Here is a 13,684-nt window from a genome sequence, read left to right on the forward strand (position 1 = left end):
TTGATGACTATTGAGGTATATTTTGATAAAATCATAAAGCTTTAATCACTTAATAAAAAAATAAATCGATATTGTTAGGCTAATAAGAAAAATAATTATTTAACTAATTTATTAAAATCTTCTTGGTTTCCATTGAAAACATTCAAATCAACATAAGTATTTATCCCTTTTATGTGCGCTCTATTCGCAAATTGCCAAAAATCCCAATGTCTATTATCCTTAATAGTTGGTTTTTTATATATATCCCTAAACCATATCATATTTTCCTCAAATTGACCTATCAAATAATCATTATAAAATTCTTCAGTCACATAAAGAATAGGTTTTTTGTTGTAATGTGAATGAATAATATTTTCAAAAATCTTGATTTCAGAAATCAATTCATTTTTAGATATTACAAGTTTACAATTTCCACCATATTCCAAATCAATTACAGGTGGCAAATTATTTTGTTCAATAGGAACTGTTTCTATAAAATTATTAGCCTGCTCTTCACCTGTTTTGCAAAAAGTGAAAAAATGATATGCGCCAACAAAAAAACGATTTTTTTTAGCATTTTTCCAATTATAATCGAAACGTTTATCTTTAAAATCTCTTCCTTCTGTAGCTTTTATATATACAAAATGAATTTTAGTTTTGTCTATTTTTTCCCATTCAATTAAATTTTGATGATTAGAAACATCAATTCCTTGTATAGGGTATTTTTTAGATGATGGATAGTTAAATCTCAAAACTCCTGTATAAAATAAAATACCAATTAATAAGATTAATGAAAATGGTAAAAGTTTGATATATTTTTTTCTACTTAAATGCATGTCATTATAATAAAATATTTTATCTAAATTAATCATTTATATTTCAATCAAAAAAACATACTTTTAAATCATTAAAAAAATGATAACCTTATGAAAAAGTTTATTCTTCCTGTTCTATTATTAAGTTTTGTTACAAGTTGTAATTCTAATAATTCATCTAGTTCATCAACGGAAAATAAAGTTGAAAGTGAAGTGAAAGATTCGGTTAATGAATCAGATGTTAATTATAGTGTTGCGCTTGATTTTATGAATAATTATGTTGATTATATTATGGATACAATTGGTAAAATAAATCAAGATGAGTATATTAAACAAAACGAATTGTTGACGCAAAGTTTTAAAGATAGATACAAATTTGTGCAAGATTCTGCTTTTAAAGTTGAGCCAGAAGTTGGTCTAGGATTTGATCCGATTGTCGATGGACAAGATTTTCCTGATAAAGGATTTAAAATAAAATCGATTGATAAAGCAACAGGTTTAGTGACTTTGCAAGGAATAGATTGGCAAGATTTTGAAGTCGTTTTGAAAGTTGTTAACGAAAACGATAAATCGTTGGTAAATGGTTCTGGAATTATTAATATTCCGATGAACAAGCAACCGAAAAGATGATTTAGTAAAACTGAAAATTCTATAATAAACTTGGAAAAAGATATAAATTTCAGTTTATTTTGATTTGAATTTTTTGTTTATTTTTGTCCAACATGAAAATGCAACAGTACATAAAGTATGTTTTGTCGGTGGTTTTGATTTTTTCAAATCTTAGCTACGCATTTTCTATGCACTTTTGTCAAGGAGTGATGGAGCAAGTGAAGTTGAATCATTTGGATAATAATTCGCGCGAAATGGAAATTTCTACTTCGTGTTGTCCTTCAAAAACAGAAAAAAAGCATTGCGAATTACCAGAAAACAATAACTCTAAAAAAGACGATTGTTGCAAGGATATTTCGTATTCGGATAAGTTTGTAGAAAAGCAAACTGTCAAAATACAGAAACTTGTTCCGATTAGTTTTATAGCTTCTGAAATTCTTCAAATTAGAATTCCTATTCAAGATGAAGAGGTGAGCAATCAATCAAATTTCCTTGGTTTTTATGTTGCGTCAAATGCACCGCCAAATTATATACTCAATTCTCAATTAACATTTTACGAAGGATAATATCCGTTGTTTTTGATTAAATCAATCAGAAAACAATACGCTATTATCTGAATATTAAAGTATTTGATGAAAATCTAATCAACAAGTACAAAATAATAAATAGGCATTGAGCCTTAAATCGTAAAAATGAAAAAAATATTCACTTCAGTATTTATACTAAGTGCTGCGTTATCTTACGCGCAATCTACATTAAAGGGAAAAATTACAGATCAAAATCAACAACCAATCGTTGGAGCAGAAGTGTTTTGGCGATCGTCAGATATTTCTGTTATCACAGATGAAAAGGGAAATTTTGAGATCGAAAATTATCAACCAACCTCAATTTTAGGTGTTTTTTATGACAATGAAACGACAACTTTTAAGGAATTAAAAGACGAATTTCAGAATATCACGATCAATGTAAAAGATCATTTTGGTGATACTTCGTTGAATGAAGTTGTGGTTCGTGATACAAGTAGTTCGCTTAAAAAATCGAAGTTTGCAACCAATATGACGACAATGACAGGAAAGGAATTGTTGAAAGCGGCATGTTGTAATTTAGCTGAATCTTTTGAAACAAATCCTTCTATTGATGTCAATTTTTCGGATGCTGTAACGGGAAATAAGCAAATTAAAATGTTAGGTTTAACTTCTCCTTATATTTTGATTGCAGAAGAAAATATACCAAATGTTCGTGGAGCTTCGCAAGCTTTTGGGCTTAGTTTTACGCCAGGAACTTGGGTAGAAAGTATTCAGGTGACGAAAGGTGCAGGAACAGTGATTAATGGTTATGAAAGTATTTCTGGGCAGATTAATACAGAATTAATTAAACCTTCAAATGATATTCCGTTGTTTGTGAATCTTTATGGTTCGACAGATTCGCGCTTCGAAGGAAATGTGCATTTGAACAAAAAATTGAATGATAAATGGAGTACTTCTTTGTTTATGCATGGAAATGCACGCGTTGCAAAAAATGATATGAACGATGATGGATTTTTGGATAATCCGCTTGGACATCAAATTAATGTGATGAATCGTTGGCAATATCAAAACTTAGAAAAAGGTTGGGTTGGATTTTTATCTGCACGATATTTGAATGATACAAAACAAGCAGGACAAGTTGATTTTGATAAAGATCGCGACAAATTAACAACAAATTATTGGGGATCAGAAATCAATACAAATCGTGTGGATGTTTCGTCAAAAATTGGGTATGTTTTTCCAGAAATGCCTTATCAAAGTATGGGATTGCAAACGGCGTTTAGTTATCATAAACAAGATTCTTACTTCGGATTGAATCAATATGATATTGAGCAACAAAGTTTTTATTCCAACTATATTTTCAGTTCGATTATTAGCAATACAAAAAATAAATTTTCTACAGGAGCGAGTTTTACGTACGATAAATTCAAGGAATTTGTAGCGCTTCCGACTGATGTAAATTATGATCGAATTGATAATTCTGCAGGAGCATTTTTCGAATATACATTTGATAATATGAAGAATTTCAATATGATTGCTGGGCTTCGTGGAGATTATAATAATCGAATGGGATTTTTCTTAACACCTCGTTTGCATACGCGTTATACACCTGTAAAAGGAACAACAATAAAAGCGTCGGTTGGTCGTGGAAAACGAATCAATAATATATTTGCAGAAAATCAGAATTTATTTGCATCTTCAAGACAATTTAATATTTTGGGCGATAGAAATGGAAAAATATATGGTCTAGATCCAGAAATTGCATGGAATTATGGATTTAGTGTGACGCAAGAGTTTAAATTATTTGGAAAAAATGCAGATGTAACAGCAGATTTTTATCGAACAGATTTTCAAAATCAAATTGTAACTGATATCGATTATTCGGCTCGTCAAGTAAGATTTTATAATTTAGAAGGAGATTCGTATGCAAATTCGTTCCAATTTGATTTTAATTATAATCCATTTACGCATTTCAAAATTAGAGCATCGTACAAATATTATGATATAGCAACTGATTATGAAGACGGAAAATTAGAGCGTCCATTACAAGCGAAACATCGTTTCTTTACCAATCTTGAATATGAAACACATGAAAAGAATGGTAAGAATTGGCGTTTTGATGCGACATACAATTGGATTGGAAAACAGCGTTTGCCAAATACATCAGATAATTTACCAGAAAATCAATTGAATGATTATTCGAATCCATTTGGAACAATTAATTTCCAGATTACACGTGTTTTCTCAAAAGGTTTTGAAGTATATGTTGGAGGAGAAAATGTAACGAATTATCAACAACATCGCGTAATTTTAGGAGCAGATAATCCTTTTGGTTCAAATTTCGATAGCTCGATAGTTTATGCGCCAATTTTTGGACAAATGTATTATGCTGGATTAAGATTTAGTTTAAAATAAAATCATAAAAATAATAAAACAATGAAAAAATTATTAGCCTTTGCTTTGGTTGCGACTTTAGGAATTAGCGCACAAGCACAAAATAAAAATGCAAAACACGATTTACACGTCAAAGGAAATTGTGGGCAATGTAAAGATCGAATAGAGAAAGCGGCTTATGGTGTAAAAGGCGTAAAATCTGCTGAATGGGATAGTAATACGCAAAATTTACATATCATATTGAATGAGAAAAAGAGTAAAGTTGATGATGTAGAAAACGCTGTAGTAGCGGTTGGACACGATACTGATAATAAACGTGCAGAAGAAAAAGTGTACGGAAATTTACCTTCTTGTTGTTCGTATGATCGTGAAGGTTCAGTTGGTGAAGCTAACACACATAGTCACTAAAATAAAATTATTAAACAAAAAAGGGATTTCTAATTGAAATCCCTTTTTTGTTTATAAGATGTTAATATTTTAAAAATAAAAATTCAATTTTTAACTTTTAGTTAACATTAACATTCTATCTTTGTTGTCTTTCCTTTTTTGGAAAGGAGCAAATAAATTAATTGAAGTGAAAATAGGTCAAATTGTAGAGATTCCAAAAAATTCTTCTATTTATAATAAAGAAAAACCATCTTTTCGATCAAAAGAAGAAGAACTTTCATGGAAGGTAAGCCAAAGAAATTATTCTTTGTTTGATGGTTTTATTGTAGGAGAACATACTGGAATAGAAAAATTTGAAATAGGACAACGAAAAGGTTTAAATGTTAGCGGAAAAGAATTTCCGGTTTATGTGATTGGAATTGATGAACGCGAAAACAGAATTTTTGTAGGACAAGGAAAAAATCATCCAGGTCTTTTTATGGACGTACTCTATTTTGAAGAACAAAATTTAAGTTGGTTAGAAAAACCATTTTTAATAGATGATATAGAAGTGAATGTTACGTCTATACATTTGAAAGAAGAAATAAATGCGAGGTTTTATCAATTTGGAAAAATCTATTTTTTGGAGTTTGAAAAACAAATTCCTTTGATAATGAAAAATTACACATTAAGGCTTTCTTATGAAAACAAGGAAGTTATACTATTAAATAAATAATTGTTATAAAAATGAAATTGAAATTTACTTTTTTATCATTTGCTTTAGCATTATTCGCACAAGCTCAAAAAGCACCTGCGTATTACTCGAGCATTAATTTTAGTAAAACGAAGAATGAGTTGAAAAATGATTTTGCTAAATTAATTACTGACACTCACAAGCAAAATGTTTCTTATTCAGAAGGTTTGAAAAATCTATTTCAAACTAGTGATGCCGATCCTCAAAATCCATCTAATTTATTGTTGATTTATGGATCTCAAAGTTCAGGTACGCATCAAAGAAGTCGTGTTTTTTCAGGATCTTGGAATAGAGAGCATGTTTATGCAAAATCTAAAGGAACGCCAAATTTAGGAACTTCTGGACCTGGATCAGACGGACATCATTTACGTCCTGCTGATGTCACATTGAATAGTACTCGTGGAAGTTTGCTTTTTGATGATGGAGTAGGAGCAATGGCAATGAAAACGAGCCGTGGTGGTTGGTATCCAGGTGATGAATGGAAAGGAGATGTTGCGAGAATTTTAATGTATATGTATGTACGTTATGACAAACGAACTTTACCTCTTAACATTACCTTTGGACCAAGTACGTATTCGTCAGATTTCCCTGATATTCTTTTGAAATGGAATGTAGAAGATCCTGTTTCACAATTTGAAATTCAAAGAAATAACGTTGTAGCGAATGTTCAAGGAAATAGAAATCCATTTATCGATAATCCATATTTAGCAACTGTTATTTGGGGAGGTCCTAAAGCGCAAAATAATTGGCCAGAATCTTTTGGTGAAGGAGGAGGTTCTGAAGAAGATACTGAAAAACCTACTGCGCCAACAAATTTAGCTTCAACAACGATTACGTCATCAAGTGTGTCGTTAACTTGGACAGCTTCTACAGATAATGTAGGTGTTAATAGATATGATATTTATGTAGATAACACTTATAATACGACTGTTTATAGTAATAACGGAACAGTTTCTGGATTAAATCCTTCGACAACTTATTCTTTTTATGTTGTTGCAAAAGATGCGGCTGGAAATAAATCGGATAATAGTACTGCAATTCAAGTAACAACAAAAGAATCTAATACAGGAGGAGGTTCAGGAGAAGGAACAAGCTGTGGAACAGAGGATTTTGAAAATATTCCATCTACAGGAAGTACGCCTCCAGCATCATCTTATACAGATAGAACTTGGTCGAATAGAGGAATTGTGTGGACTGCAACAAATGCAAGAACAGACAAGCAAATTTATATCGATGGAGATAGTAATAAAGCAATTTGTATTAGAAAAGGAAATTTAAAATCATCTACAATTTCTGGAGGAATAGGTTCTTTATCAGTAAAAACATATCTTCCTTTTGCAGATTCTGATGGATTTTATACATTAAAAATTAATGGAGAAGTAAAAGGACAAATACCTTATTCTAAAACAGCTAAAACAACAAAAATTGATAATATTAATGTTGAAGGAGATGTTGTAATTGAGTTGATTGATGAAACTTCAAATAACCGTGTTTCTTTTGATAATTTATCATGGACTTGTTACGAAAAATTAGCAACAGATGAGGTTAAAAAGCAAAATAATAAATTAGTTATTTATCCTAATCCAGTTAAAAATCATGAGTTTGTTGTCAATGGAATTGAAAATAAAGAAACAATTCAAATTTTTACTATCAATGGACAATTGGTTCAAACGATTCAAAATGTAACAAATAATTCTAAAGTTAGATTAAATAAATTACCTAAAGGAGTTTATATCGTTAAAACGAAAAATCAATCTAATAAAATTATTGTTGATTAATAAGTATCTTAATGATAAATAAAAAAATCCATCTCAATTGAGATGGATTTTTTTTGATATATATTTTTCAATTACTGAAACATATCTTTCACACGTTCAAAGAATGATTTTTCATTTTTAGAAGGTTCTGGTGAAAAATGATCATCGTCTCTCATTTTTTCAAAATACGCTTCTTGGTCTTTTGATAAATGAGTTGGTGTCCAAATGTTAACATGCACAAATAAATCACCTTTTCCGTAACCATTCAAATCTGGTAAACCTTGACCTTTTAAACGTAATACTTTTCCTGATTGAGTTCCTTTGTCAACTTTAATTTTTACTTTTCCATTAACAGTCGGAATTTCTTTTGAAACACCTAAAACAGCATCTGGAATAGAAACATACAAATCAAAATGTAAGTTGTTTCCATCACGTTTTAATGTGTCGTGTTCTTCTTCTTCAATCAAAACTAGTAAGTCACCAGGAATACCATCAAAAGGCGCATCATTACCTTTTCCGCGAACTTGCAATTGAATTCCTTCTCTTGCTCCAGCTGGAATTTTAAGGTCGATTGTTTCCTCAATTTTGATTAATCCTTGATTATTTGCTCCTGAAGGAATTTTGTCAGCAACTTTTCCTACTCCTTGACAAGTACCACAAGTTGTAGCAGTTTGCATTTGTCCTAAAAATGTGTTGGTAACACGAACTTGTTGTCCAGAACCATCACAAGATGGACATGTTTTAGATGTAACGCCATCTGCTTGTTTGAAACGTTTAACTTTTACTTTCTTTTCGCAACCGTTCACCATTTCTTCTAAGTTCAATTTTACGCGAATACGCAAATCAGAACCTTTCATTCGACGTGGACCACGAGATTGACCTCCAAATCCGCCACCGAATCCTCCGCCTCCAAAGATATCGCCGAAATGAGAGAAAATATCCTCCATATTCATTCCGCCGCTACCGCCGAATCCTCCGCCAGCAGCTCCGCCCATTCCTGCATGTCCGAATTGGTCGTAACGTGCACGTTTGTTGTCGTCGCTTAAAACTTCGTAAGCTTCTGCAGCTTCTTTAAATTTATCTTCTGCCTCTTTGTCACCAGGATTTTTGTCAGGGTGATATTTGATGGCAAGTTTACGATAAGCTTTCTTGATATGCTCTGATGTTGCAGATTTTTCGACCTGCAATATTTCGTAATAATCTCTTTTTGATGACATTTTCTTAATCTAAATTATAATCCAACAACAACTTTCGCGTAGCGAACTACTACATCATTTAATAAATATCCTGTTTCTACAACGTCTACAATTTTACCTTTCAAATCCTCTGTTGGAGCAGGAATTTGAGTAATTGCTTCGTGTAAATCTGTATTGAAATCGTCTCCAGGTTTTACTTCCATTTCTTTCAAACCTTTTGCACGTAACGTTTCTACTAATTTATTATTGATTAATTCAACTCCTTGAAGTAAGTTGTCGTCTCCAGATTTTTCAATTTGATTGATTGCGCGTCCAAAATCATCTAAAACAGGCAATAATGAAGTGATTACCTCTTTATTTGCTGTTTTGAAAATATCCATGCGTTCGCGCGATGTACGTTTTTTGAAGTTGTCAAACTCTGCAAATAAACGTAAATATTGGTCTTTTTCTTTTGCTAATTGTTCCTTAACAATTTCTAATTCTGACTTTCCAGCAGTTTCTTCTTGCGGTTGTTCTACAGTGTTATCACTCTCTTGAACGTTTTCTTGAAGATTCTCGTTTTCTAATTCTTCGTGTATATTTTGGTCAGACATATTCTTATTAGTTTTTTTGTTTCTGATTGAATCAAATAGTTTGCCAATGCCCATTATGTGTCGTTTTGTCAGATTTTAAATAAAAAAGAAGCACTTCTGTCGCGAGAAGTGCTTCGGTAAATGTATAAAGTTTTTTTGATTTGAGTTTTACTTTGAGGTTGCGAAGTTGAAATGAATTCAACTTGACATAGGGTTTAAAAATTTATTTTAAAATAAAAGTACACGAGCAAATAAAGTTTTTCGAAAAATAATTTTAAAATAAAAAAAACGGACATTATTTGTCCGTTTGTTGTTTTATGTTTGTCTTAAAATTACAAAATATGGCTAAAAGAGAACAAATGTTTCGGTTGATGAATATATCAAACTATCTAAAATCAAAACCAAATGGTGTAACATTTAGAGAAGTTCAACTTTATTTAGAGGAAAAGTATAATGATGGAGGATTTGACAGCGACTTAGCTTTTAGTGAAAAAACTTTTAAGCGAGATCGTAAACTGCTTTGTGACCTTTTTAATATAGAAACAAAATTTAATCGTTCGACAATGCTTTATCTGATAGTTGATGATGTTGAGTTTAATCAAACCATTTTCGACATTTTGATTTTGATGAATGCTTATAAAAAAACTTCCGATCAAACAAATATCCTACTTTTTGAAAAGCGACAAGCTTCTGGTTTAGAGAATCTTGATGGTTTTATTTATGCAATTAAAAACTCAAAAATAATTAGTTGTACTTATACTAAATATTGGGAAGGAATTCCGATTGAGAAAGTGTTAGAACCTTATGCAGTCAAAGAATTTAGAAATCGTTGGTATTTGATTGCAAAAGATCGAAACGATAAAGACTTTACTTTGAAAACGTATGGATTGGATAGAATCAAAAACTTAGAAATTCACTCTTCTACTTTTATAAAGAATAATGACGTGAATATTGAAGAGATGTTTGTCAATTCTTTTGGTATTATGTCGACATTAGGAAAAGAGCCAATCAAAATAACGCTGTCTTTGATTCCGATGCAAGGAATGTATGTCAAATCATTACCTATTCATCATTCGCAAAAAATTCTTATTGATAACCAAAATGAGTTGAAATTGGAATTAAATTTAGTTCCAGAATATGATTTTTATCAAGAATTATTAACGCATAACGAAAGATTATTATCACTAGAACCAAAAGCTGTAAGGGAAGAATATCTTAAATTTTTGGAAGTAGGATTGAATAATCTAAGGAATCAAAAATAAAAACTTCAATTACGTGAAACCGTAAAGGAAGCTTTGATAAATAAAATACATTTGAAAAATATTAAAAATTAAATAAATATTTCGAAAACAAAGAGACGTGTTTTGTCCGATTTGAGTATGAAATTTAATGAAAATTAGAGAATGAATCTAAATTATACAAAAGAGGATAAAAGACTCAACCAAATTTCAACTTTAACTTGGTTACCTTGGATTGGTGAAAATTATTTTAATCAACACAAAAGATTGTTGATTATTGGAGAATCACATTATGCTGATGGAGAAACGATGGATGCTTTTCAAACAAATCTGAATTTATCAGCTAAAAATGATTTTACACGAAATACAATCTATCAAACACAAATTCAAAAAGCATACGAACATAAACCGTTGAAAAATCTATTTAGTGCTTTATTTGGGAATAAACTTATTGATGAAAATAAATTATGGAGCCAATTGGCTTATTATAATTTCGTGCAACGAAGCATGAATTACAGCAACATCAATAATAGTAAAAATACAGAACAACCGACAATAAAAGATTTTGATTTAGGATGGGAGACTTTTGTTGAATTGGTGAAAATTCTAAAACCAACAGATTGTATTTTTATTGGTGTTCGTGCTGCCGAACCTTTCGAGCGTATGATGGATAAATTAAATATTCAACGAACTGATCGCATGGTTCATCCCGAAATCAATAACGTGAGCCCACGTACGGCATCTATCGTTATAGATGGACAACAAATCAACCTTACTTTCATCAAACATACTTCTGCTTATTTTTCGCCAGAGGCGTGGAAAGCGTTTTTGGAAGAGAAGAATGGGGAGGTAATTAAATCATTTCAATGATTTTAAAATTGTAAAAATAGAATTAATATTAAAAGCAAACACATAATTCATAAATAATTAACTACATATGAAAGAAGTAGATATTTTCAAAGAAATTAAACGAATCGCTGGATTGTTACAAGAAAACAATCAATTCATGACTAGAAAAGAATTAGCGGATTCTCTACGAAGTTTTGGTGTAGAGAAAGATTCATTAGAATTGAATAATTTAATTACAAAGGCATATGAATATTATGCATGTGATGATAATATTCATAAAACTTTTTATAGCAATGATTATAGAAGGACTCTTATAAATGATGCTAGATTACCAGTAATTTTGGAAACTGAATCGAATAAAACTGCAGTAGAGTTTTTTTTAAATAATTTAGAGAACATAGAGAAAAATATACTTCCGTTAATTAATAATATTAATCTTCCAGAAAAATTTAAAAATAAAGCAGGAGGGGTACTTTCTAAGATAGCAGGCACTGATGGTATAAAAAAGAAAAATGAAGAGGCTATAATTTTGATGAAAAACTATAATTCAATAGTAGATAAATATGAATTAGGAGCTGATGAAATTAAAAATAATTTTAAAGATTTTGTTATTCTTAGAGATAAAATAGAATCAATTTATAATGAAAATGTTATTTTTTTGAGGGATATTTTTGGAGATAAAATAAAATCTGTTGACCCTGAGCTTTTTGATTTTGAATCTGTAGAGTTCTTGGATACTCGAGAAATGTATGAAAAAGCATTCTTGTCTTTTGAGAGTTTTCAAAAGAAAGGCTCTTTATTATTGAATGAGATAGCAAGCAATTTTCAAGACACCACCAAAAAAACACTTAATGAAGTTTCTAAAGCTAAAAGTAAAGAAGTTGCTATAATAAAGGCTGGGACAAATTTATTTTCACATTATATCGATGCGAAAGAAAAAAATATAATTTTAGGAAAAGATCTAAATGATTTAAAAAATATTATTCAAAAAGATGTTAATACTATTGATGGTGATTTAGGAAGATTAATTTTAATACATAAAGTAATGAATGAAATTCATTTTCCTAAAGCTGAAGCTTTCTATAGTTATTGTGATTCTGTTTTTACTAATGAGTTTAAATCACTAGAAGATTTAATCTATACAGGAGATGAATTGAAAGTTTTAAAGAATAGAAGAAATGAAATAATGAAAGAATGTTCTAAGATTAAAATGAATATTTTTGATATTAAAAGTAATATTTCAATAAATGAAAATGATATTGAATCTTATAAAAATTCAATTCAAATCTTAGAGCCAGACTATAAAAATTCCATTTTCTTAAAACCTATAAAGCCTAATTCTATTTTAAATTTTATTTCCTTTGGGTTATTAAACAAGAAGTATAGTAAAAAAATATATTTCTGGGATCAAGAACATGGATTTTCAGTTAATAGATTCGAAGGGTACATTAACGATATGAATTTAACAGAAGTCGATGTTGAGAATTATAAAAATGACTTAAATACAACGAATGAACTTAACAAAAAGTTACAAGATGAATTAAAAGAAATCAATTCTGTTATTTTTAATTCTATTAATGTAAATATTGAAGTTCGTAAAAAAGCAGCTGAAAATTTAAAATCAATTATTCAATTATTACACTTGGCAAAGGAAATTTTAGAGAGTAATATTAAAGAAAAGCACACGAAAGTATTTAAAATTAAACAATTAAGTGATGTTCAAATTCCTACAAAAGTAAATGATAATTTAATGTTGTTTACTCAAGATTTTATATCTAATGTTAATTTAAATCCCAATATTACTAATTCAACTATAAATACTATTTATAAACCTGAATTAAAGACTCAGGAAGATAAAAATGAACATGATTCGCTTTTAGAAGAGATGAATCAAAAACATAGTTTAATATTAAAACAAACTTTAAGCTTGTTTAATGAATGGAATTCTTTACATGAGGACACTAAAAATAGTGAGTCTATTAGAAAGGAATATAATAAGCAATTAGAGTCTTATAAAAATAATTTAAAAAATGAAGTAGACGGATTACATGATATATCAGATGAATTAAGAATAACTATTACCAAATTAAACCTTTCTAATAATGAAAATGAAACGAAGGAGAATTTAATAAATTTACTACATAAAAGCGGTTTGGAGTTTTCAGATGATGATTTTTCGGATTTTTTAACGGGTAAAAAAGATATTGTACTATAATGACAACAAAAAGAGAAAGAAAACAGAATGGAATTAATAATTATTCGAGTAGTAACCTTACCGAAAAAGAATTTAAATATGCGAATAATCATAAAGAGATAGAAAAATCCTTAGAATTAAGGAGAGAAGAAATAAAATCATCAACTTCATTTAAGTTAATGAAAAATATTTCTATGATAATGGATAAATATTACTTAGATCCGATTATAGGTTTGTCATTACCTGGTGTAGGAGATGTTATAACTTCTATTTTAGCATTACCTTCTCTTCAAGTAAGTATTTTTCAAATTAAATCAATTCCACTTACATTGGCAATAATTTTTAATATATTGAAAGTGGATATCCTAACGAAAGTTCCAGAGTAAGAAAAGGTATATAATACTTATCTTACAATTATGAAAGGAATAAAAAAT

At 29.6% G+C, this 13,684-nt stretch carries 13 protein-coding genes; 10 read left to right on the forward strand and 3 right to left on the reverse strand.

What is annotated here, in order from left to right; translation table 11 throughout:
- Window positions 1–95 precede the first annotated feature (95 nt).
- Window positions 96–851 carry a glycoside hydrolase family 25 protein gene (locus tag HXZ74_RS13960; RefSeq protein ID WP_280045982.1) on the reverse strand — a complete coding sequence of 252 codons (756 nt, stop codon included), beginning with the start codon at window positions 849–851 and terminating at the stop codon, window positions 96–98.
- Window positions 852–905: 54 nt separating this feature from the next.
- Here HXZ74_RS13960 and HXZ74_RS13965 point away from each other — a divergent pair, with 54 nt between their 5' ends.
- From HXZ74_RS13965 to HXZ74_RS13990, 6 genes are all read left to right on the forward strand, one after another.
- Window positions 906–1,424 (forward strand): hypothetical protein, encoded by a 519-nt coding sequence (locus HXZ74_RS13965; protein WP_280045980.1) that lies wholly within the window; start codon window positions 906–908, stop codon window positions 1,422–1,424.
- A 92-nt stretch (window positions 1,425–1,516) separates the two neighbouring features.
- Window positions 1,517–1,969, forward strand: coding sequence for an HYC_CC_PP family protein (locus tag HXZ74_RS13970; RefSeq protein ID WP_286475909.1), 453 nt, complete (start codon window positions 1,517–1,519; stop codon window positions 1,967–1,969).
- A gap of 126 nt (window positions 1,970–2,095) precedes the next feature.
- Window positions 2,096–4,345 carry a TonB-dependent receptor gene (locus HXZ74_RS13975; RefSeq protein WP_286475911.1) on the forward strand — a complete coding sequence of 750 codons (2,250 nt, stop codon included), beginning with the start codon at window positions 2,096–2,098 and terminating at the stop codon, window positions 4,343–4,345.
- 21 nt (window positions 4,346–4,366) lie between these two features.
- The gene (locus HXZ74_RS13980) at window positions 4,367–4,732 is read left to right on the forward strand and encodes a heavy-metal-associated domain-containing protein (RefSeq protein WP_280062940.1); all 366 of its coding nucleotides are present in this window, start codon (window positions 4,367–4,369) and stop codon (window positions 4,730–4,732) included.
- A gap of 166 nt (window positions 4,733–4,898) precedes the next feature.
- The gene (locus tag HXZ74_RS13985) at window positions 4,899–5,426 is read left to right on the forward strand and encodes a tRNA methyl transferase PRC-barrel domain-containing protein (protein ID WP_286475914.1); all 528 of its coding nucleotides are present in this window, start codon (window positions 4,899–4,901) and stop codon (window positions 5,424–5,426) included.
- A gap of 11 nt (window positions 5,427–5,437) precedes the next feature.
- Complete coding sequence (locus HXZ74_RS13990) at window positions 5,438–7,222, forward strand: endonuclease (RefSeq protein ID WP_286475916.1); 1,785 nt, start codon at window positions 5,438–5,440, stop codon at window positions 7,220–7,222.
- Window positions 7,223–7,293: 71 nt separating this feature from the next.
- Here HXZ74_RS13990 and dnaJ read toward each other — a convergent pair whose 3' ends face one another.
- Together dnaJ and HXZ74_RS14000 are read right to left on the reverse strand one after the other, a co-directional pair.
- The gene (gene dnaJ / locus HXZ74_RS13995) at window positions 7,294–8,418 is read right to left on the reverse strand and encodes a molecular chaperone DnaJ (RefSeq protein WP_286475918.1); all 1,125 of its coding nucleotides are present in this window, start codon (window positions 8,416–8,418) and stop codon (window positions 7,294–7,296) included.
- 14 nt (window positions 8,419–8,432) lie between these two features.
- Complete coding sequence (locus HXZ74_RS14000; protein ID WP_038335626.1) at window positions 8,433–8,990, reverse strand: nucleotide exchange factor GrpE; 558 nt, start codon at window positions 8,988–8,990, stop codon at window positions 8,433–8,435.
- 320 nt (window positions 8,991–9,310) lie between these two features.
- Between HXZ74_RS14000 and HXZ74_RS14005 the strand changes: the two genes are divergently transcribed.
- From HXZ74_RS14005 to HXZ74_RS14020, 4 genes are all read left to right on the forward strand, one after another.
- Window positions 9,311–10,231 (forward strand): helix-turn-helix transcriptional regulator, encoded by a 921-nt coding sequence (locus HXZ74_RS14005; RefSeq protein WP_286475919.1) that lies wholly within the window; start codon window positions 9,311–9,313, stop codon window positions 10,229–10,231.
- Between the two features lie 141 nt (window positions 10,232–10,372).
- A complete protein-coding gene (locus tag HXZ74_RS14010) occupies window positions 10,373–11,077 on the forward strand; it encodes a hypothetical protein (protein ID WP_286475922.1) in 705 nt (234 codons plus the stop codon).
- A 67-nt stretch (window positions 11,078–11,144) separates the two neighbouring features.
- Window positions 11,145–13,271 (forward strand): hypothetical protein, encoded by a 2,127-nt coding sequence (locus HXZ74_RS14015; RefSeq protein ID WP_286475924.1) that lies wholly within the window; start codon window positions 11,145–11,147, stop codon window positions 13,269–13,271.
- A complete protein-coding gene (locus HXZ74_RS14020; protein WP_286475926.1) occupies window positions 13,271–13,636 on the forward strand; it encodes a hypothetical protein in 366 nt (121 codons plus the stop codon). Before HXZ74_RS14015 ends, HXZ74_RS14020 begins: the two co-directional genes overlap by 1 nt.
- Window positions 13,637–13,684 lie beyond the last annotated feature (48 nt).

It is taken from the genome of Empedobacter sp. R750 (assembly GCF_030324345.1).
Classification (GTDB): domain Bacteria; phylum Bacteroidota; class Bacteroidia; order Flavobacteriales; family Weeksellaceae; genus Empedobacter; species Empedobacter falsenii_C.